At 42.5% G+C, this 21121-nt stretch carries 17 protein-coding genes and 1 tRNA gene; 5 read left to right on the plus strand and 13 right to left on the minus strand.

Annotated elements, in window-relative coordinates:
- Positions 1-190 precede the first annotated feature (190 nt).
- The 6 genes from FD724_RS08215 to FD724_RS08240 all read right to left on the minus strand — a co-directional run bounded on the left by FD724_RS08215 (position 191) and on the right by FD724_RS08240 (position 12721).
- On the minus strand, positions 191-1756 hold the full coding sequence (locus tag FD724_RS08215; RefSeq protein WP_179072260.1) for a hydantoinase B/oxoprolinase family protein: 1566 nt from the start codon (positions 1754-1756) through the stop codon (positions 191-193).
- 65 nt (positions 1757-1821) lie between these two features.
- Complete coding sequence (locus FD724_RS08220; RefSeq protein WP_179072261.1) at positions 1822-2094, minus strand: hypothetical protein; 273 nt, start codon at positions 2092-2094, stop codon at positions 1822-1824.
- Positions 2095-2148: 54 nt separating this feature from the next.
- Positions 2149-4242, minus strand: coding sequence for a hydantoinase/oxoprolinase family protein (locus FD724_RS08225; protein WP_179072262.1), 2094 nt, complete (start codon positions 4240-4242; stop codon positions 2149-2151).
- Positions 4243-4301: 59 nt separating this feature from the next.
- Entirely contained in the window at positions 4302-7883 is a 3582-nt protein-coding gene (locus FD724_RS08230) for a COR domain-containing protein (protein ID WP_179072263.1), read from the minus strand.
- Between the two features lie 180 nt (positions 7884-8063).
- Positions 8064-10889 (minus strand): ATP-binding protein, encoded by a 2826-nt coding sequence (locus FD724_RS08235; RefSeq protein WP_179072264.1) that lies wholly within the window; start codon positions 10887-10889, stop codon positions 8064-8066.
- A 596-nt stretch (positions 10890-11485) separates the two neighbouring features.
- On the minus strand, positions 11486-12721 hold the full coding sequence (locus FD724_RS08240; protein ID WP_179072265.1) for a tetratricopeptide repeat protein: 1236 nt from the start codon (positions 12719-12721) through the stop codon (positions 11486-11488).
- Positions 12722-12828: 107 nt separating this feature from the next.
- On the opposite strand from FD724_RS08240, the gene cobW reads away from it, so the two are divergent.
- Entirely contained in the window at positions 12829-13869 is a 1041-nt protein-coding gene (gene cobW / locus FD724_RS08245) for a cobalamin biosynthesis protein CobW (RefSeq protein ID WP_114082012.1), read from the plus strand.
- Between the two features lie 121 nt (positions 13870-13990).
- The gene (locus FD724_RS08250) at positions 13991-14461 is read left to right on the plus strand and encodes an ABA4-like family protein (protein ID WP_179072266.1); all 471 of its coding nucleotides are present in this window, start codon (positions 13991-13993) and stop codon (positions 14459-14461) included.
- 47 nt (positions 14462-14508) lie between these two features.
- On the opposite strand, the gene FD724_RS08255 is transcribed toward FD724_RS08250, so the two are convergent.
- The 3 genes from FD724_RS08255 to FD724_RS08265 all read right to left on the minus strand — a co-directional run bounded on the left by FD724_RS08255 (position 14509) and on the right by FD724_RS08265 (position 15690).
- Entirely contained in the window at positions 14509-14724 is a 216-nt protein-coding gene (locus FD724_RS08255) for an acetyltransferase (RefSeq protein WP_114082014.1), read from the minus strand.
- Positions 14725-15004: 280 nt separating this feature from the next.
- Complete coding sequence (locus FD724_RS08260; RefSeq protein ID WP_114082015.1) at positions 15005-15313, minus strand: DUF3181 family protein; 309 nt, start codon at positions 15311-15313, stop codon at positions 15005-15007.
- A 119-nt stretch (positions 15314-15432) separates the two neighbouring features.
- On the minus strand, positions 15433-15690 hold the full coding sequence (locus tag FD724_RS08265) for a 2TM domain-containing protein (protein WP_114082016.1): 258 nt from the start codon (positions 15688-15690) through the stop codon (positions 15433-15435).
- A 539-nt stretch (positions 15691-16229) separates the two neighbouring features.
- On the opposite strand from FD724_RS08265, the gene FD724_RS08270 reads away from it, so the two are divergent.
- On the plus strand, positions 16230-16427 hold the full coding sequence (locus FD724_RS08270) for a DUF2795 domain-containing protein (protein WP_114082018.1): 198 nt from the start codon (positions 16230-16232) through the stop codon (positions 16425-16427).
- On the opposite strand, the gene moaC is transcribed toward FD724_RS08270, so the two are convergent.
- Entirely contained in the window at positions 16408-16938 is a 531-nt protein-coding gene (moaC, locus tag FD724_RS08275; RefSeq protein WP_163939148.1) for a cyclic pyranopterin monophosphate synthase MoaC, read from the minus strand. The two genes, FD724_RS08270 and moaC, sit on opposite strands and share 20 nt — an antisense overlap.
- 33 nt (positions 16939-16971) lie before the next feature.
- Between moaC and FD724_RS08280 the strand changes: the two genes are divergently transcribed.
- A tRNA-Arg gene (locus FD724_RS08280) sits at positions 16972-17045 on the plus strand.
- 38 nt (positions 17046-17083) lie between these two features.
- Here FD724_RS08280 and FD724_RS08285 read toward each other — a convergent pair.
- From FD724_RS08285 to FD724_RS08295, 3 genes are all read right to left on the minus strand, one after another.
- Positions 17084-18337, minus strand: coding sequence for an MFS transporter (locus tag FD724_RS08285; RefSeq protein WP_179072267.1), 1254 nt, complete (start codon positions 18335-18337; stop codon positions 17084-17086).
- 90 nt (positions 18338-18427) lie between these two features.
- Entirely contained in the window at positions 18428-19441 is a 1014-nt protein-coding gene (locus FD724_RS08290; protein WP_114082021.1) for a glycosyltransferase family 2 protein, read from the minus strand.
- A gap of 14 nt (positions 19442-19455) precedes the next feature.
- Entirely contained in the window at positions 19456-20160 is a 705-nt protein-coding gene (locus FD724_RS08295; protein ID WP_179072268.1) for a C40 family peptidase, read from the minus strand.
- A gap of 9 nt (positions 20161-20169) precedes the next feature.
- Between FD724_RS08295 and FD724_RS08300 the strand changes: the two genes are divergently transcribed.
- Entirely contained in the window at positions 20170-21102 is a 933-nt protein-coding gene (locus FD724_RS08300; RefSeq protein ID WP_179072269.1) for a serine hydrolase, read from the plus strand.
- The last annotated feature ends 19 nt before the right edge of the window (positions 21103-21121 follow it).

Genomic DNA, 21121 nt, shown 5'->3' on the forward strand with positions numbered 1-21121 from the left:
TTCTTTGCGTTCTTCTCTGACGAGACGCTGCGCGAATGCGTCCTTTGCGGTTCGTTCTCTTATCCCTCAAATTTAATGGGACAGACCACTAGTTTTGAGGGTTTGTAGTAAGCACTTTAGTGCTTGAAAAATAAGGACTTAAGTCCTTACTACGAACTCACTTACCCATAAATTTAAACTTGACAGACCACTAGGAGACTTTACCAAATCCGCCTCCTCCAGGAGTTTCTATCACAAAAACATCTCCAGGTTTCATCTCTACTGTTGCTGTGCTGTCTAAATTTTCTTCAATTCCATTTTGACGTTGTATCCAGTTACGTCCAACAATTCCGGCTTGTCCACCATTTAATCCAAAGGGAGGAATAACTCGATGTCCAGAAAGAATATTAGCTGTCATAGGTTCTAAAAAACGGATGCGGCGGACAACTCCATTACCACCTGAATATTTTCCTTTACCACCGTTATCAGGACGAAGGCTAAAGCTTTCTAAAAGAACAGGATAGCGGGTTTCTAAAACTTCTGGATCGGTCAAGCGAGAGTTAGTCATGTGAGAATGAACACCATCAGTTCCATCAAAATCAATTCCTGCTCCAGAGCCGCCGCAGATAGTTTCGTAATATTGATATTGCTCATTACCAAAAGTAAAATTATTCATCGTTCCTTGAGAAGCAGCCATCACACCCAAAGCGCCATATAAAGCATCAACAATTGTTTGAGAGGTTTCTACATTACCCGCTACCACTGCTGCTGGATAAGTTGGGTTCAGCATACAGCCGACTGGGATAATAATTTCTAGAGGGTTAAGACACCCGGCATTCAGAGGAATATTATCATCAACCAAAGTCCGAAAGACATACAACACTGCTGCTTGAGTTACAGCTTTCGGAGCATTGAAATTACTATTTAGTTGCTCAGAAGTTCCAGTGAAATCAATAGTAGCACTGCGGCTTTCTTGATGAATCGTCACTTTTACTTTAATTGTTGCCCCATTATCCATTTCATAACTAAATGAGCCATCTTTGAGAAGGTTGATAGCCTTTCTTACTGACTCCTCAGCATTAGCTTGCACAAACTTCATATAAGCTTGAACAGTTTCAATTCCATATTGTGAAACCATTTTATAAAGTTCTTTTCCTCCTCGTTCATTTGCGGCAATTTGTGCTTTAAAATCAGCAATATTTTGTCCAGGGTTACGAGCAGGATAAATATGATTTGAAAGATGCTGTCTTACTGCGGCTTCTCGGAAACTGCCATCTTCAACCAAGAGAAAATTATCAAAAAGAATTCCTTCTTCTTCTACTGTGATACTGTGAGGAGGCATTGAACCGGGGGTAATTCCACCGATATCTGCTTGGTGTCCACGAGAAGCAACAAAAAATAGGGGAGTGGAGAATGAAGTATTTTTACAATTCTCTAGAAAGACAGGAGTAATTGCAGTGACATCAGGAAGGTGGGTTCCGCCGTTATAAGGGTTATTAGATAGATAGACATTTCCTGGTTTTAGGGTGTCGCCTTTATCGTTAATTAAACTGCGAACACTTTCACTCATAGAACCTAAATGTACGGGAATATGTGGTGCATTTGCTACTAATAATCCCGATGAGTCAAAAATAGCGCAGGAGAAATCTAGCCTTTCTTTGATATTCACAGATGTTGCTGTATTTTGGAGAACAATTCCCATTTGTTCGGCGATAAATTGATAGAGATTTTTGAAGATTTCTAACCGGATGGGATCGGGTTTAGTTGTTATGTACATTTTGAGATTTTTTAGATAGATGATTTCATAGCTATATTTGCCCTATCAACAACAATTTTATTCATTTAAGGAAATCTAATTAGACATTTCTTGCTTTTCTCCTTAGCTAGCTCTTCATTAAGATTTTGTCTAGCTTTTTCAGCATTATCTAATTTTTGTTTAAGCTCTTGAATCACTTCTGGTTTAGCGATTTTTTGTAACTCTTGATTTTCGGATGTCAAGTCTTGAATATCTTTTTTATAATTGTCGACTTGCAATTCTAAATTTGATATTTTGCTTTTGTAGTCGGATATAGCCTCAGACTCCTTTACAAGATTAGCTATAAATGGTATAGCCATTTTCAATCCGGTGAGGTACAGGTATGCAAATACAGGCAAACTCTGATAAATTTATCAATGTTTACGCTGTAAAATTAAATGATTAAGTTCAGTTAATCTTGCTTGCCACTTAGGTTCTACTACAATTGTGCCAATTTTTTCAACAACGATCGCAGGCCCATTAATACTATCTTCTGGTTGTAAATCTTCCCGTCGGTAAACAGGCGTATCATGCCATTTATCAGCAGTAAACATCCTTACTATCTCAACTGCTTCGGGGGCTTCAACTATAGAACGTGTACGAGTAATTAAGGGTTCTTCGGGAGTCTCCATTTTCTGAATTACTTCTACCGAAGCTGATTCAACAATTAAAGTTTTATCTGATTGAATGAAACCATAGCGGGATTTATGTTCATTCTCAAACTCTTGCCGCATCAATACCACATCATCGGCAAAGTTAACGGTTAAAGTAGAGTTAGTTCCTTCATATTTTAAGTTTACTTTTTTGACTATTTGTGTTTGAGCATTAACTTCATTTATTTCACTTCTAGCTTGAGTTTCTAAATATTCCATTAACTGTTGTAATTTAGGAATTAATGCTTGGGTTAAAGGCTGTTCTACTCCCCCTTCTCTAATTGCCCTGACATCTGCTAATCCCATTCCATAGGCGGAGAGAACACCAGCATAAGGGTGAAGAAATATTTTTTGCATTCCCAAGGTATCGGCAATTAAACACGCAACTTGCCCGCCTGCGCCGCCAAAACAACAAAGCACATATTGGCTGACATCATAACCCCGTTGCAGACTTATTTTTTTAATTGCGTTCGCCATATTTTCTACTGCGATCGCAATAAATCCAGCCGCGACCTGTTCAGGAGTACAATTATTTAATGTAGCGCCTTGAATATCTTGGGCTAATTGTGTAAATTGCTGAATGACAGTATCTTTATCTAAAGGTAAATTGCCATCAATTCCAAAAACTGAGGGAAAATATTGTGGGTGAATTTTGCCTAACATCACATTGGCATCAGTAACCGCTAATGGCCCCCCGCGTCGATAACAAGCAGGGCCAGGATTTGAACCAGCAGATTGAGGACCGACACGATAACTAGAACCATCAAAATAGAGAATTGAACCGCCTCCAGCCGCAATGGTATTAATTGCTAATACGGGAACTCGCATCCGCGCCCCAGCAATTTCTGAATCTAGTTGTCGTTCATACTCTCCTTTAAAGTGGGCGACATCTGTACTTGTGCCTCCCATATCAAAGGTGATAACTAACTCAAAACCTGCTCTTTTACTAGTTTGAACTGCGCCGACAATACCACCAGCCGGGCCACTCAAAATACTATCTTTGCCTTGAAATTGTTGGGCTGCGACTAAACCGCCGTCAGATTTCATAAACATTAATTTTACTCCAGGTAACTGACTCGCTATCTGGTTAACATAACGACGTAGAATAGGGGTTAAATAAGCATCAACTACTGTTGTATTTCCTCGGCTGACTAATTTCATTAATGGACTAACTTGATGAGATATAGATATTTGTGTAAAGCCGATTTCTTGCGCGATTTTGGCTATTTGTTGTTCGTGTTTAGGATAGCGATCGCTGTGCATAAAAACAATTGCACAACTCCGAATTTCTGTGTTGTAAACTACTTGTAAGTCATTTTTTACTTGTTGAATATTTATCGGGATTAATTCATTCCCATGAGCATCATAACGTTCGTCAATCTCAATTGCCTGCTCATAAAGCATGGTTGGTAAAACGATATGACGCGCAAAGATATTAGGACGGTTTTGGTAGCCAATTCGCAGCGCATCTTTAAAACCTTTGGTGATGAGAAGAACAATTCTGTCTCCTTTCCTCTCTAACAGCGCATTTGTTGCTACTGTTGTCCCCATTTTTACCACTTCTATCGCCTTAGTAGGAATGAGTTCGTTGCTAGCGATACCCATGATATCCCGAATTCCTTGGATGGCTGCATCTTGATATTGTTCGGGATTTTCTGAAAGAAGTTTGTAAACTATAATCCATTGCTGATTAGGCAAAGTCACAATTAAAAAACGTTCAGGATATCTTGATAGTCTGTCTATAATTGCCTGATTATTAGTAACGGCAACAATATCTGTGAAGGTACCACCGCGATCGGCAAAAACTTTTAACATTATTCTGTTTCCTATATAATCATGAAAAATTAGGAAATAGCTCTAATATCTCTTGTCAATTAATATTCATCTACAAATTGAGGATGAACCCACAGAAATTCACGGCGTTTGTTCTGCACCCGCACTAGACCACCAAAACTAGGATCTTTTTCTTTCAATAAGGCGTGTAATTCTCGCAAAATCGAGCCTTGAGCGCGGATTGCATCGCCTTCTAAGAAGGAAGCATCGCTCTTGGATTTTCCAGCCAAAGCCATATCACTTCCCTTCAAAGTAGACTCGATGCTTTTCTGTCCTAAATCGAGTTGTTCTTCAATGGCTTTGTAGGTAGTATCATCCAGTATAAATTTAGTTGCCGAACCTGCCACAGGTAAGACTAGGCTCAGGGTTCCGGTCAAAATTCTGAGATAGGGGACTGCCTTGGTGAACCACTCACGCGGCAAGTCTAATTCATAGACTCCCTTTTTTTTATCGTTGGGATTTAAGGCTGGAAGTGGCTGACGTGCGTGTTCGCACCAGAGGGTGAGTTGAAACTTGGCACTGATCCATTTGGGGCGATCGAAAAATTTCGGATCGATAGGCTTAAAGCTGAACAGGCGCGGGCCGTCTTTTGCTTCATCGGTGAGCATCTGCATTAGTTCTGCAAACTGCTGATCGACCTGGCTTAAAATGGTACGTTGCTCCTGAGATAATACCTGAAAGCGTGCTTGATCTAGGCGATCGTACATAACCAAATCTTTGCGGATGACGTTTAGCTCGTCTTTCACAATGTATCGGAACTGCTCAATGCCAATTTCTTGGGATGGGGGTTGAGCAGTTGGCGCGTTATTCAGCAATTGATCGATGTTTTGCCATTCGCCACACCCGGAAATGGGACACGGGAACTCATGGCGATTTTTCTTTTTGCTTTCAATTAGTTTTTGTACCTCAAACAGTCCGTTTCCAGGGGCATTCATACCGCAAGTTTCAATGCAGGGAACCATCACATTACAACGCAATCCTTCCCAGAAATTCTCGACTAGCCATTTAATCTCTTCCGTGAGATATGACAGGAACCTTTCTGGATAAGCTGCTCGTACCGTGATTTTTACATCAGTGCCAACATATTCCAGCAATGCCCGACCGTTGTAATCATTGTCAAGCATTAAGCCCCGTTGCCAGTGGATGCTGTCTTCGTAATTCGCCCGCCCAAGTGAGTATTTGTGCAACCGAACAATTAACTGGTAAAACAATCCTTCTGCCACTGCAAACTGTCCGCGACTGTCCACAATGCGGCAGATTTGCACCTGTTGTCTATCTCCCGCTTCTGGTTGCTCTCCCCAATTGGGCAATGGCTCCGGGCGTGTATCGGGAACAAGTTGAGCAATGAGGCTGGTATTGCTAGTTTCTGACGGATCGAAAACCACTTTGTAGGATAGATCAAAGCGTTCCATCAGTCGCAGAAAAATTGGATGCAACTTTGAGGGGTAGCCTTCTTCGCCTGCAAATGGCGGATGGCTCCACAACTGGCTAAGATGCTGAAATTCCACTAACCCGTTGCGTTTACGTGTCATTTCATCATCCAGCACGAAGCTGATCGCCTTTGCCAGCCAGTCGGGTTTGAGGATGACGATATCGCGTAGTGTTGGGTCGTAATGGTAATGGATGAAATGCCCTAATATATGGGAGATGCGAAGAAACAGTTCTGCTTGCTCCTCATCGATTCCCTCTTTAGCGCAGATGGCAATAACATCATCGTATGGCAGATAGGCTTTGTCACTTGTCTGTAAGGTTTCCCGCACCCGCTGCCACTTTGCTGGAACGGAACGCCCCATTTCGGGAAGAGATGCAGCGACACGAGCAATAGTATCTTTTAATTCTGCAAGACCAGCGCAATCCGTCGTATCCTGCTTGGGTTTGCTGTCTACATGGAAGAAATCGATTACCGTATCTTTGCCGAATTGATCCAAAATTTCTTGTCTGTCAATATCCGGTTGTCGCTGTCCGGGACCACCGTGAGTTGCGACGACCAACACCTTTGCATCTGGTTCCCGATTTTTGATCAGCGTAATCCACTCTTTGACAAAGCCCTGCTGGGGACCTTCCCTTGGTTTCCAGATAACGAGATACACGGCTGGCGCACTGAAAAATAACTGGTGCGTCGGTCGATAAACCCTTTGACCGCCAAAATCCCAACCATTGAGTGACATCTCTGTGCCACTGGTGGGATCGGTGACAATTACAGGTTTAATCTCAATTCCATGAGTAGTGGGGCGACCATCTACCCATTTATCTCCCCGCAATGCTCCCAACAGACAACTCTTGCCCACCTCACCCTCGCCAATTAGGATCATTTTGGCTTCATTAAGGGTTATCTGTTCTTCTGCCTTCGCCCGCAGGTATTGCAAGACTGCTTCAGTGCCTTGTTCGTAAGCGGCTGCAAGGTCAGGGTTAAGGGGGTTATCATCCAGTTCAAGCTTTTTTAAGTGAAAACACTGTCCTAAAGATGCTGGCAAGTCGGTCAGTTTATTGATTTTTAATTCGATTTCTTGAAGCTTTGTCAATTCACCAATCCAATCGGGCAAAAATTCTAATTCACATTGATAAGCCCATAACCTTTTGAGTTTCTTCAATTGTCTAAGACATACTGGGAGTTTTGAGAGCGGGTTCCCTCCAGCTAGATAGCCTAAACCTAATTCTTGCAAACTTAGTAATTCACCTAATGCATTAGGAAGATCAGAAATCTGATTGTTAACAATATTCAGATACTCTAAAGACTGGAATTCAGAAATCCACTCTGGAATAATCTTCAAATTACATTCAGCAATACCAATTTTCCCCAAACCTGTTAACCTTTGTAGAACTCTTGGAAACTCACCAAGCGGATTGACTGTTAAGTCGATATCTGACAATTGCATTAGGTTAACGATCGCCTCTGGCAGTTGGGTCAATTGGTTGTATGAGAGGTTAAGCGTTTGCAACTGGGTCAGGGATGCGATCGCTTCTGGCAGTTGGGTCAATTGATTGCCAAAGAGGTTAAGCGTTTGCAACTGAGTCAAGGATGCGATCGCTTCTGGCAGTTGGGTCAGTTGGTTGCTGGAGAGGTTAAGCTGTTGCAACCCAGTCAGGGATGCGATCGCTTCTGGCAGTTGGGTTAGTTGGTTGCTGGAGAGGTTAAGCGTTTGCAACTGAGTCAAGGATGCGATCGCTTCTGACAGTTCGGTCAGTTGGTTATTTTCGAGGGAAAGCTGTTGCAACCCAGTCAGGGATGCGATCGCTTCTGGCAGTTGGGTTAGTTGGTTGTTGGAGAGGGAAAGCTGTTGCAACCCAGTCAGGGATGCGATCACTTCTGGCAGTTTCGTTAGTTTGTTACTAGAGAGGGAAAGCACTTGCAACCCAGTCAGAGATGCGATCGCTTCTGGCAGTTTCGTTAGTTTGTTACTAGAGAGGGAAAGCACTTGCAACCCAGTCAAGGATGCGATCGCTTCTGGCAGTTCGGTCAGTTGGTTATTTTCGAGGGAAAGCTGTTGCAACCCAGTCAGGGATGCGATCGCTTCTGGTATCTCAGTGAGTTCTATGTTGCTGAGATTGAGTTCTATTGCTCCCTCTTGCCGTGCCTTTTCAATGCGCTGCTCTGCTTTTTGATAAGCTTTATCTCTTGCCATGAGCAAATCCTTTCCCTCACCAACAAAATCGGAGTAATAGCCAGACTTTTTCTGGGTAACAGCCTATACAGGTGATTTAGCCAGAAAATCTCAGCCTAACACTCTAATAAATAGCAAGCAACACCAAGGTAAAAATTTCACTTGAGTTAAAAATTTAACCACTTGAAATGATGTTGACAATTAAATAGCTTTCTGGTTTAGCGGAATTAAAACTACAAATTCTGTACCCTGTCCCTGAGTAGAAATACATTGTAATTGTCCCAGATGTTTTTGGGTGATAATCTGGTAACTAATAGATAAGCCTAATCCTGTGCCTTTGCCAACTGGTTTAGTGGTAAAGAATGGTTCAAATAAGTGTTTTTGGATATTTTCTGGAATGCCTGTACCATTATCAGCAATGCTAATAACTACCTGATTTTCACTATTAAGTTGAGTATTAAGTTGAGTATGAATTTTAATTTGAGGAGTAGATAAGGCTGATTTCTTTACTTTCCACTCACCATTCTCCACAGCTTCTTCTAAAGCATCGATCGCATTTGCTAGAAGATTCATAAATACCTGATTCAGTTGTCCAGCATAACATTCGACTAATGGCAGATCGCCGTACTCTTTGATGATATCAATTGTTAGAGAGTTAGATTTAGCCTTAAGTCGATGTTCTAGAATGAGCAATGTATTATCTATACCTTCATGGATATTTACGGCTTTCATCTCTGTTTCATCTAACCGAGAAAAGTTTCGCAGAGATAGGACGATTTCTGTGATTCTTTCGGCACCAACGGTCATAGAAGTTAACAAGTTAGGCAAGTCTGCTATTACGAAATCTAGGTCGATGGCTTCTGTTTCTTTTTGAATTTCCGTTACTGGATTAGGATAGTTTTGCTGATATAATTGCAGTAGTCTCAATAAATCTTGGATATATTGATTGGCATAGCTGACATTGCCATAAATAAAATTGATTGGGTTGTTGATTTCATGCGCTACACCTGCTACCAACTGCCCCAAACTGGACATTTTTTCACTATGCACGAGTTGAGATGCTAAATGATTTGCCTCTTGGCGTAATTGTGCTTCTGAATATCGCAATATCTGCTCTGCTTGTTTGCGCTGGGTAATGTCGTGGAGAATGACGACATACTCTTGAAAATCCTGATGTGGTCTGTCTGAGATGGAAACTTCTAGGATTTTGTTTTTGCCATTGCGGAGTAAGGTTTGTTCACTGCGCTTTGTCCACTCCTCTGGATAGTAGACTAATGCAGTTAGCCATTTGTTGAGGTGATTTCCCTCTAACTCAGATGGGTTGACACCAAAGAAAGATTCAGTGGCTGGATTCGCCTGCTTGATAATACCTCGATCGTCCACGACTAAAATACCATCTTGGGCAACAGTAAATAGGTGTTCAGCAGCTTCACGGGCTTCTGCGATCGCAACCACTTGCGGTAAACTTGTCCAACAAGCGATCGCTACTCCCACAAATGCCACCGTCATCAGCAGCACCACAAATATATTCTCCCTCGCCTCACTTGCCGTTTTATTAAGTTTGACACCAAACAACCAGCCAACTGCCACTGCGCTGCATAGTAAAAAAATCAGGATGCTCACCTGGAGAACTACCGAGTCCTTGATAATTACCTGAGAGCGTGTGCGATATCGCCGCATCCACCAACTGGGATGAAATGGAGGGAATTTCACCCGGCGAATAACTGCATCTATTCCCATAACCCCAATGGGAAATAATAGCCCAATTAGCAAGTTGAGCCAACCCCAGGCAAGTCCGCCCACCACTAGCACCACAACTTCTAACAGCAGAATGGCCAGAGATATGCGAGGGAACAAAACTTCCGAGCGATCGCGCCGCAGCCAAAGCCCCAAATGCAATAACATAAAGGAGACAAACCAGCCAACATTACCAACGGCTACGATTCGCGCGACATCTCCCCAAATCAAATAAATCAGGCACAACACCAGTGTTAATGTCAGTGCTGGCGCAAACACACCCCGACGTGAAACAACGGAAAATACAGGTGAGATGTGTTTGTCTAAAGCCAACTGATACAAAATCCGAGGGCAATTAGAAACAACCGTTGCCGAACCTAAAAGACAAGCAGCTACTAGCAAAAAGGAAACACTTATAGCTGCTGATTTTCCCCAGAAAGGTTGGGAAGCCGCCACAAGATTCATAAAAGCATTGTCTTTGAGGCTGGGATCGGTTGCTAACCGCATCATTACCCAAGATCCCCCCAAAAAGATCGGTGGCATCATCCATGCCGCAACATCTAGAAAACGTAGCGTCTGGGTGGGTTGGCGGCTATCGGCGACAAAAGAAGAAGCCGTTTCACAACTGTAGGTGGCATAAGTGACGAAAAAGAACCACTTTGCCCAATCGACAAAACCCAGAGATGACCAATTGCTAGGAAAAAACCCAGGACTATCACCAGAGAAAGCTAACCAGCCAAGACCCTGTACACAGAAGGTAATTAGCAATCCAAAGGCTGGAATTACAAAAAATAAATGTAAAATACTTAGGGCGCGAGTCCCACTAAACGCGACTATAAACGGTAACAGTGTAAAGCCAATATCTAAAAGTATTTCTGGACAGGCAATACCCAGCGCCTCCAAATTTACCTTAATTAAATCTTTGAGGACGATAGTATTAACTGACAGGTAAGAAACCCAGTTGAGCAAGTATCCAATTGCTGCATAGCAAGCTATTCCTGGATAGTTTTGCAGCAACTTAGTAGCATAGTTAGGCGTTCCTCCAGCCACATTTATAAAATGCATACCCAAGCGTTTTACCTGGTAGTTGAGCAGCATTCCAAAAATCACCGCAGGTATCCAGACAAAAATAGCTTGGGGGCCGAGAGCAGCATGAATTGCTGGAACCAATGCTGTCCAGGAAATATGAGCTGTTAAACCGAAACCCCAACTTTCAACAGCACTTAAGCTTCTAGTCAAGCGCGGGTAAGAAGATTGGCCCAAAGTGGGATGAGCAGGATGGGACATCATTGGCAGTGCTGGGTGGGATACTGTAATTAAACTTATTAGCTAGAGTTCCCATCTTCTAAATGTTGTGAACAGAGACTTTTTGCTCGAAATCATAACATATTCACAACACCAGCATTTCTTTACACCATAATTTCCCCTTCCAGATGCCGCTGTCTTTGGGAGTTTCAAAAATTAAATTATTCAATTTTGGGAGAGACGATGATCCTTAGCTTGATATCATCCAATACTTCAATGTCTTTGCGTTTAGGCGCAACTCGATACCATGTTTCTGTTTGGGTTGAAACTACGGCTATCTAACCCCAAACGCCTCTCTAGTAGTTCGCCAAGTGAACTTGCCGGGGTAAAGGGTAAAGGGGAAGGGGGAAAGGTTTCAAATCCCTTACCCCTTACCCCTTCCCCTTTACCCAGCCATCACGCAGCATTTTTGGGTTGGCAGACTACTAGCTCTGCTATTTTTTGACGCAGATCCTGATTTTCCAGTTCAAGCCTCTCAATTTTTTGATCTTTTTCTTCTGGACTCATACCTGAACATTACCATTACTCTTCCTTGCTTTGAATAATCCTGAGCATCCTACCTGGGGATTTACGAGAATCCTTTAAGAAGTAATTAAGTTCTTGAGAGCATCTTGAGCATCAGTGTTTTCTGGATCTATTTGCAGCACTTCTCGAAAAACTGCTGCCGCCTCTTGTTTTGAGCCATCACCAGATTCACCATAAGAAATCTCTCTGCCAAGTTTGATGTAAAGTTCTGCCATTTGGCGACGTGGTATTAGATTCGCCAACGGCTGATAAAATTCCATGACCCCAGGAAAGCCTTTTTGCTTGTAAAGTGGCAAGCTAATATTTGAGCAGGTGTCATAACTGCCTTCACCAATTTTTACCACCTTCTGGCAATTTGCCAAGGCTTCATCTAGGTTTCCGTGTTGAGCTAGTGCTTCATTTAATTTACTGTAATAATAATCAGTGGGTTTTGCGGCAACGGCTTGGCGGTAAATAGCGATCGCTTCTTGGTGTTTTTCTTGTGTCATCAGCACATCACCCAATTCTACATACCTTGAAGCTTCAGGCTCGATTTTAATTAATTGGCGGTAGGCTGCGATCGCTTCGTTTACAAAACCGCGCTTTAGTGAGAGTTCAGCTAACCTTTCGTAATAAACCTCATTTTTTGGGTCATTTTTACTCGCTTGACGATAGATTGCGACTGCTTCGGAATATTCGAGAATATCACCCAGGCTACTGTATGCTTGATAGCTCTTTGGGTTAATTTTTAGGGCTTCTCGGTAAGCGGCGATCGCTTCTTCTCGTTTGCCTATTTTGAAGAGGGTATCGGCTAAATTGTTGTAATTATCGTCATCAGGCTCGATTTTAATGGCTTGACGATAAGCCACTACTGCTTCCTCTGGATTGCCCATTGCTATCAAATTCATCGCTAAAATGATGAAAGCTGTATCACTTTTAGCATCGAGTTTGACAGCTTGACGGAAAGCAGCGATCGCTTCTGCGGTTCGTCCCTTTTCAACCAGAAAATTACCTAATTTGAGGTAAATCGCCGCATCAGGAGTTAATTGCAACCCTTGACGATAAGCAGCAATCGTCTCTGCAATCTTTCCTTGGGAAGATAGAATGTCTGCTAGCTTGATGTAGGCATAGCTGTTTTTGGAATCCCGTTCAATCAAACTCCGCCAAATATTAGCAGCTTCTTGATAATTTTTCACTTCTTCGGCAGATGTCGCTTTTTGTTCCAACTCCTCTACCGTTTGCGCCACACTGATTTGAGGAATCAAAACCAAACCTAAACTCAATAAAAACGGCAATATTTTCCGGCTAACCATAGACTTTCAGCTTAAAATAACTAAGTCAATCTTCAAACCAAGCTTAATCTCAGTATTTAAGTTTGTAACCCGTAAAACTTCTCATACTGAGTAAATCAGGCAAAAATATGGCAACGAAAATTCCTGTCACAGTGATTACAGGCTTCTTAGGTAGTGGAAAAACCAGCCTAATTCGCCACCTGCTACAAAACAACCAAGGTCGTCGCATTGCCGTTTTAGTCAATGAATTTGGCGAACTCGGTATTGATGGGGAATTATTAAAATCCTGTCAAATTTGCCCCGAAGATGGTGAGGGCGACACTAATATCTTTGAATTAACCAACGGCTGCTTATGTTGCACCGTGCAGGAAGAGTTTTATCCGACGATGCAAGAGTTAATCAAGCGGCGAGATAGCATCGACTGTATTTTGATTGAAACCTCTGGTTTAGCTTTACCAAAACCATTGGTGAAGGCTTTTCGCTGGCAAGAAATTCGCAACGCTGCTACTGTGGATGCGGTAATTACGGTGGTAGATTGTGCGGCGGTAGCAGCAGGGACATTTGCTAGCGATCCAGATGCGATCGCAGCCCAACGACAAGCAGATGATAATCTAGAACATGAAACACCCTTGCAAGAACTGTTTGAAGACCAACTTGCTTGTGCAGACTTAGTGGTGTTGAATAAAATTGACTTGGTGGATGCCGAGACAAAAGCGAGAGTTGAGGAATTAATTAAGCAAGAGTTGCCTAGAGTGGTGAAGATTGTCGAGAGCGATCGTTCTCAACTAGACGCATCTATATTATTAGGATTCCAAGCCGCAGTTGAAGATAATTTAGATTCTCGTCCCAGTCACCATGATACCGAAGAAGACCACAATCACGACGAAGAAATTACTTCAACTAATTTAGTTTTGGATCGTACCTTTGATCCAGAAAAGTTGCAACAGCAGTTAGAGAAATTAGCACAACAACAAGAAATTTACCGGATTAAAGGCTTTGTTGCAGTGCCAAATAAATCTATGCGTTTGGTGATGCAAGGCGTAGGAACGCGATTTGATAAATTTTACGATCGTCCCTGGAAACCGGAAGAAGCTAGGCAAACGCGCTTAGTTTTTATTGGACGTGATTTGAAGTCTTCAGAAATCGAATCTCAACTTGTAGCTTTATAAGTATAGTCAGATCCCCGACTTCTTTAAGAAGTCGGGGATCTATATCGTGAGAGATACAAGTTAATAATAATTAGTTAATTCAAAACAAATAATAACTGAAAATTCTTCACCTGGCAAAAATATGACGATCTCTCAACTGTTTAATGCTGCCAATCTTTTTGTTTTGCCCTTTTGGGCGTTAATGATTTTATTGCCAAACTGGAAAGTTACACGGCAGATAATGTCATCATATTTGCCCTTTGTGCTGTTAGCTGGAGCGTATTTGTATTTGTTTATCAGCAGTATTACGCCAGAAAATGCCCAAGCTTTATCAAATCCTCAATTAGCTGATATTGCACGATTCTTTACAGATGAAACGGCTGCTGCAACAGGTTGGATTCATTTTTTAGTGATGGATTTATTCGTCGGCCGCTGGATTTATTGGGAAGGGCAAAAAACAGGTATTTGGACAATTCACTCTCTTGCACTGTGTTTGTTTGCTGGCCCTATGGGATTACTGTCTCATATCTTGACTTACTGGATTGCTAAGACATTTTTCCCGAAATCTCAGCAGAATGAAACGGTAAATGCAGAAGAAAAAGCTGCGTCATAATTTGGCACTTATTAGGGTAGCATGGCTATGCTACCCTTCTTTAATAATTAACCGTTGTCGTGTCTATAGTCGGCATCTAACCAACAGCGTGGTAAAACTTCACCTGAAGGAAAAACGAGATTTTCTTTTTTAAAACTTTCAGGTTGCTGTTCTTCTTGACCTTCTTGGTCTTTTGCGTGAACAACATCATTATTCGGGTCAAGTAATTCCTGAATTTCAAGAATCTTGACTAATTCGCCACTATCTTTGACTTGTAAAAGCATAGAAATTGCCTCAATGAATTTGCATGAAAGTTCAAAGCGAGTCTCAATATAAACTCGCTCAAATCTAAACTGATTTTGAACGCGGATATTCCTTAATTGTTAAAGGAAATTTTTATTACAAATCCACACAGAAATTACACGAGATTTATCTGTGTGTACCTGTAGAGTTAATTTTTATAAAATAGACACAGCAAACATATACCTAATTCAGGAACTAAAATCGAATTAGGAAATGCTGATCAATAAAATTGTCAAACTAAGATAATCTTGGTTTTAGCGATTAGAACTCGCGTTGATATTTTTCCAAAATATCAACTAAAGTAACCTGGCATTGCAGTGGCAGTAAATCGATTAAAGGAATTTCACTTCTACCGCCGCCAATTTTTACTGAAATCGATTCCAAGACTTTTAAAACTTGGTCTTCATTTACACTGTTGGAAGTAATTAAAGGATAGAGTCGTTCGGCAACAAGGGTATGCAGTTTGGCATTCGATAGATAAAGATGCCATTTGGCAATGTCTATGTAGACATTTTCGCCAATTTCAGCTGCTAGGGCTTCTAGTAATTCCGTGGTGTTAGTCTTAGCCATAAAAATAACCCTACATTAAGAAAAAGTGCGAAATCTCAGGCTTTTTTACATTATCACTCAATTAAAAGGCTGATTCCACTACCACAGGTTACAATCGCCCTAGCATTAGTAGTCCGTCTTCAGGTGGATTTGGGTGGAGTTTCGGTGTAGTTAGCGATCGCACTAATATAAATCAGATGCGCTAACACTATTCCTGTCCAACTTAAAGTCACCCACGGCAGCCACTCCCAGGTAGTGCCTTTCAAAATGTGGAAAAACCACAAGCCAGAGTTAATCGTAGCAGCGATCGCTACATGGGTGGCAAAATTCATCCGGTCATCGATCTTACGATAATCAGCGTCTTTGCGATCGGGTTTGCGAGGCCAACGAGGAGGCATAAATATTTGTTACAGATTTAAATACACCCTATTTATTCTAAGGTTTTTGTGGCAGTGGTTGCTATTAGACCCTTACAACCGGAAGAAGCAGGGGGCAGGGGGCAGGGGACAAGGGGACAAGGGGGAATGGCACGCTTGAAAAGCTGAAACCTCCTTGCTGGCATGGTGTGGGAGGTGTGGGAGGTGTGGGAGGCAATGCAGCATTTGTTGATATGCAGTTATTCAATTTCTTCTCTTTCTCCCCACACTCCCCACACTCCCTACACTCAAAAAGCAAGTTATATCAGGGCTTTGCGATTAACAAGCGTGCCATTCGGGACAAGAAGTGAGAACTTGAAACAAGTCTTTCCCCTTGTCCCCAATTCTCCTTGTCCCCAAGTCCTCTTCCCAATTCCCCATCCCCCATCCCCTATACATAATTCATCAACCTAGTGGATGACCTTTTAAGTTATCTCAGTTAAAAATGATTCATCTGTTTGATAGAGGGAGCAAATATATCCACTTGTGAATATGGAAAGAACCTTTAGAGGTGGATAAAAATGGCTAAGGCAAACCCAGTTGAAATGCAAAAACACTTAAAAGGTGTTGACTACCCTGCTGGAAAGAAAGACTTGATTAAGCACGCTAAAAAGCAAGGGGCAGATAAGGAGATTATTTCTCTGTTAGAGAAGCTGCCAGATGATGAAGAGTTTGATAGCCCAGCCGATCTCAACAAAACTATAGGTGAGATAATCTAGGTTCTTGCTCTGGCGGGGAATAATCTCCTGATTTCCCGCCACTCTTACTTATTAAACGAATCGATTCAATTTGAATCGACTTCTCTAAGGCTTTTGCCATATCGTATAAAGTCAGCGCAGCCACAGAAACAGCAGTTAAGGCTTCCATCTCTACACCAGTTTCAGCTTTTGTTTTGACTGTGGCTTGAATTTGATAACCAGGTAGTTGCGGGTCGGGTATAATTTCGACCGCTATTTTTTGCAAAGGCAACGGATGACATAGAGGAATTAAAGCGGCTGTTTGCTTGGCTGCCATAATCCCAGCCAATCTTGCAGTTGCTAACACATCACCTTTTGGGACATTTCCGGCTTGAATAGCAGCGAAGGTTGTTGGCAGCATTCGCACATTGGCAGCAGCTACTGCTTGGCGGATGGTGGGTGCTTTATCAGACACATCTACCATCTGTGCCTGTCCGTGTTGATCTAGATGGGTTAAGCTGGCAAAATTAGATAGAAAATTATCTTGCGTCATTTAGTTGAACGTGTTAATATAGATTGTCGGTGAGGGCGTGTAGCTCAGTGGACTAGAGCACGTGGCTACGGACCACGGTGTCGGGGGTTCGAATCCCTCCTCGCCCGTTTTATCAGGCTAAGAGTCAAAAGTTAGGAGTGAGGAATTAAATTTCTTCACTCCTAACTTTTAAGTTTTTCAAGGCATAAGCATCTGGAGCTAGACCTAGTGCAAAGCGCAGGGAGTTGGATAGGTTTTTGCTCGACTGGGTGACGAAGATAACAAGTGCAACAGAAGTGATCGCAGCACCGTAGCCAAACATATCGCGGTAGCCGACTTGTTCTGCGATAATGCCCAAAAGAGGAGCAGCGATCGCAATTCCTAAATCAAGTCCAGCTATGCATAGAGCAAAAATTTGCCCCCGTTCTTCTGGCAGTGAACGATCTGCCATCATCACGATCATCATCGAGATTAGTGTACCACCACCAGCACCTTCAGCGATCGCAGCCAATAAGAAAACCATCGGGCTGTAAGCCTGCCACAGCAGTATTAACGCTAAAACATAACAAAAAATACCAAAGGTGATAAACAAACCACGACCAAAGCGATCGCTTGCCTTACCAGCAAATATCCTGATACTAAAACTAGAAATTGCCGAAGCTGTAAAAAACAGTCCGCCATTGAAGTCTACCTGACTGGATTTGAGGAACAACGAGACAAAGGTATGTACAGCACCGATAGACAAACCAACCAGCAACATAACTATAGTTGGAACTTTCACCTGTGGACTGCTCAAAATTTGCCAATAATTGCGATTTTCTGCCTCAGTTTGCTCTTGTGTATGCACTGGCGGATTTATGACTTGTACAATTCCCAAGAGAGCGAAAAAACCCAATTCCGCAGATACCAGAAATAATATTCCGTAACCACTTGTAGCTTCTAAATACCCACCCAAGGCAGGGCCAATTGCTAAACCAAGGGGAGTTGCTAGGGTCATGTAACCAATGATTTCGCCACGAGTTTCTGCGGGAGCTAAATCTGCGATTAAGGCACTGTAGCCAGTTGTAAAAGCAGCAACGCTAATACCGTGAAAAATCCGCACCAGGATCAACAGCCCAATTGATTGAGTTGCCAAGTAACCAAAGGGTGCGATCGCAGCTACTATCGTACCAATCAACAAGACAATTTTTCGACCACGTTCATCGGCTAACCGTCCCAGCATCGGGCGAAATAGCAATAACCCAATGGCAAAACTGCCCATCACAATCCCAATTTCTTGCTTGCTTGCGCCCACATCATCGATGTAAAGCGGTAAGGTTGGTAAGAGCGAAGACAAACTCGACCAGAATAATAAACCTGCTGTAAATAAAACCAGCAGGTTGCGCCGTAGTTCGGTGTCAAAAGTATTAAGTGCTTTCAAGGTAGATGCAATTTAATGAGGTTTTGTCATTTGTCATTTGTCATTTGTTATTTGACCAATGACCAATGACCAATGACTACTATTGTTACGTTACTTAACAATTTTTGCTACTACTTCTCGCACGCGATAGATAGGCCGTCCTTGGGATTCATGGTATGTACGCATGAGCAATTCTGCTAAAAGACCGAAGCAAAATAACTGCACCCCAGTTACTAGCAGGAGAACAGCCAAACTTAGCAACGGGCGATTGCCAATCATCTCACCTAAAGCTAATTTGACAAAAGTCAAGTAAATTCCGATCGCTGTGCCTGAAACCATTGAAATCAAGCCCAACAGCCCAAAAACGTGCATTGGCCGGGTGAGGAATTTTTTCATAAATAGAATGGTTAACAAATCCATCAACACCCGGAATGTCCGCCAAATCCCATATTTACTGCGACCAAAACGACGGGCGTGATGACGCACGGGTATTTCAGTAATTCTAGCTCCTTCGATGTACGCCAAAGCCGGTAAAAATCGGTGTAGTTCACCGTAGAGGTTCATATCTGCCAACAGTTCTGCACGATAAGCTTTCAGCGAACAGCCATAATCATGAATATTCACGCTAGTGGTGCGACGAATTAGCCAGTTAGCAATTTTGGAAGGAAGTAACCGATTTACAGCACCATCTTGGCGTTTTTGCCGCCAACCACTTACCAAATCGTAACCTTCATCCAGCTTTGCTAATAACATAGGGATATCAGCCGGATCATTTTGGAGATCGGCATCTAAAGTAACGATCGCTTTCCCGGCTGCATAATAAAATCCAGCAGCCATCGCCGCAGTTTGTCCGTAATTGCGACGCAAAATTACCGCCTTTAAATCAGTGCGGTTTTGCGCCTCTTTTTTCAAAAAATCCCCGGAACCATCTGTAGAACCATCATCCACACAGATGATTTCATAATTTACCTGACTAGAAGATAAAGTAGATGCGATCGCTTCTAATAAAAGCGGCAAACTTTCCACCTCATCATGTATCGGCACCACCACCGAAACATCTGGGACAATAGTCGAAATCGTCCCATTCTCCTCACTCAACCCTTGATCAACCAACCCACTCCTCATAAGCCTCAGCGCCCTCAGCGTCTCTGTGGTTCGTAACTCTTAAAAACTCTACCAGCACCTCGCAGCTGCTGATAATACGACAGACTAACAGCATCTCCCTGTTCCGAGAGAATATCAATCCCAATTCCATCCCGTCCTTGATCTTTACCAGAACTATGGATGTAATAACCATCAGCTAAATAAAGTCCGACATGGGTTGCTTTTTGGTTAGTTCCAAAAAATACCAGATCCCCGGCTGCTAGTTCTGCAATAGTAATTGGTTGGGTGAATCCTTCCTGTTGATAGGCATCTCTAGGTAGCCAAATCCCCACCGAAGCAAACGCCGCCTGCATCAACCCAGAACAGTCATAATTTGGCCCAACCGTACCACCCCAAAGGTAATAATTGGATTGTTGCATCGCTTTCTTGGTAAAGGCGATGACCTCTGCGAGGAGTTTTTTAATTTCAGATTCAGAAAATGTTGCAGCCTGATAAGGTACAGTAGCAGGTTGTAATGAATCAAAATCTGAAAGAGATAACCATCCCGGATAGTCATCTTCACACAAATACACCTCGAACGCTAAATTTTGACGATTTGATGTTACCCACAAATGCCTTCCAGATGCAGATTGAGTTGCTAAACGTGTACATTCAGGAGAATCATATAAATTTAGGTCAGCTAAACACTGATACTCCCCTAATTTTGGATTTTGGACTTCGGATTTTAGATTAAAGGACATTATTAGAGAATGATTTTTTTTAATAAAGACGAACAACTCGAAAATATTGGTAATGGCATTTTAGATGCAACTTGGGCAGCATTTCCGACTTTAGCCCGGAATCAAATTGCCTTGACTTGGGTTGTTTACGATCCACCAGTGCGAGTAAATACTGGTGGGGCGCTGACTCCCAACGCTTTTTGGGATCATCCAGTCCGTGGTTTTACTTATCGCGGTGTTGAACGGATTTATCCCGCCAGTGTAGTCAAGCTATTTTACCTGGTGGCGGTAAATGAATGGCTAGAAAAAGGCATGACTCAAACCTCCAAAGAGTTGGAACGCGCTTTGCGGGATATGATTGTCGATTCTAGTAACGATGCTACCAGCTTGGTTGTGGATATTTTAAGTGGTACTACATCCGGCCCAGAATTACCAACCGGGCCCTTTGAAACCTGGAAATATCAGCGTAATATCGTTAACCGCTATTATCAATCTTTGGGTTGGGAAGAAATGGAGACGATTAACGTCTGTCAAAAAACCTGGAGTGAGGGACCTTATGGACGAGAACGGGCATTTGTGGGAGAGTTACTAGAAAATCGCAATATGTTGACCACAAATGCGATCGCTAGGTTACTGCATAGTATTGTAGGTGGGGTTGCGGTTTCCAGTGCGCGATCGCAAGCTATGATGGCTTTACTCAAACGTCCTCTCAACGATTTGCCCACTGACATAGAGGAAGATCAGGTAACAGGTTTCTTAGGTGGTGGAATTCCTGAAAATGCTCAAATTTGGTCAAAGGCAGGTTGGACAAGTCAAGTTCACCATGATGCCGCGTATATTGAATTACCAGAACAGCGCCCTTACCTATTAGTGGTATTTACTGAAGGGAAAGCCCAAGCTAAGAGTCGAGATATTTTACCCTTCGTTTCTAAACTAGTTGCCGATGCGATTAGCAGCTTATAATCCAATAGCATGGATTAAT

It is taken from the genome of Nostoc sp. C057, from assembly GCF_013393925.1.
Lineage (GTDB): Bacteria > Cyanobacteriota > Cyanobacteriia > Cyanobacteriales > Nostocaceae > Nostoc > Nostoc muscorum_A.

Excerpts from the sequence above, each read along its gene's own strand:
- FD724_RS08300 (WP_179072269.1), top strand. The coding sequence starts at position 20,170 with ATGATTTTTTTTAATAAAGACGAACAACTCGAAAATATTGGTAATGGC.
- FD724_RS08265 (WP_114082016.1), bottom strand. The coding sequence starts at position 15,690 with ATGCCTCCTCGTTGGCCTCGCAAACCCGATCGCAAAGACGCTGATTAT.
- FD724_RS08270 (WP_114082018.1), top strand. The coding sequence starts at position 16,230 with ATGGCTAAGGCAAACCCAGTTGAAATGCAAAAACACTTAAAAGGTGTT.
- FD724_RS08255 (WP_114082014.1), bottom strand. The coding sequence starts at position 14,724 with ATGCTTTTACAAGTCAAAGATAGTGGCGAATTAGTCAAGATTCTTGAA.
- FD724_RS08295 (WP_179072268.1), bottom strand. The coding sequence starts at position 20,160 with ATGTCCTTTAATCTAAAATCCGAAGTCCAAAATCCAAAATTAGGGGAG.
- FD724_RS08230 (WP_179072263.1), bottom strand. The coding sequence starts at position 7,883 with ATGGCAAGAGATAAAGCTTATCAAAAAGCAGAGCAGCGCATTGAAAAG.
- FD724_RS08225 (WP_179072262.1), bottom strand. The coding sequence starts at position 4,242 with ATGTTAAAAGTTTTTGCCGATCGCGGTGGTACCTTCACAGATATTGTT.
- FD724_RS08220 (WP_179072261.1), bottom strand. The coding sequence starts at position 2,094 with ATGGCTATACCATTTATAGCTAATCTTGTAAAGGAGTCTGAGGCTATA.
- FD724_RS08260 (WP_114082015.1), bottom strand. The coding sequence starts at position 15,313 with ATGGCTAAGACTAACACCACGGAATTACTAGAAGCCCTAGCAGCTGAA.
- FD724_RS08215 (WP_179072260.1), bottom strand. The coding sequence starts at position 1,756 with ATGTACATAACAACTAAACCCGATCCCATCCGGTTAGAAATCTTCAAA.
- FD724_RS08290 (WP_114082021.1), bottom strand. The coding sequence starts at position 19,441 with ATGAGGAGTGGGTTGGTTGATCAAGGGTTGAGTGAGGAGAATGGGACG.
- FD724_RS08235 (WP_179072264.1), bottom strand. The coding sequence starts at position 10,889 with ATGATGTCCCATCCTGCTCATCCCACTTTGGGCCAATCTTCTTACCCG.
- moaC (WP_163939148.1), bottom strand. The coding sequence starts at position 16,938 with ATGACGCAAGATAATTTTCTATCTAATTTTGCCAGCTTAACCCATCTA.
- FD724_RS08240 (WP_179072265.1), bottom strand. The coding sequence starts at position 12,721 with ATGGTTAGCCGGAAAATATTGCCGTTTTTATTGAGTTTAGGTTTGGTT.
- FD724_RS08250 (WP_179072266.1), top strand. The coding sequence starts at position 13,991 with ATGACGATCTCTCAACTGTTTAATGCTGCCAATCTTTTTGTTTTGCCC.
- cobW (WP_114082012.1), top strand. The coding sequence starts at position 12,829 with ATGGCAACGAAAATTCCTGTCACAGTGATTACAGGCTTCTTAGGTAGT.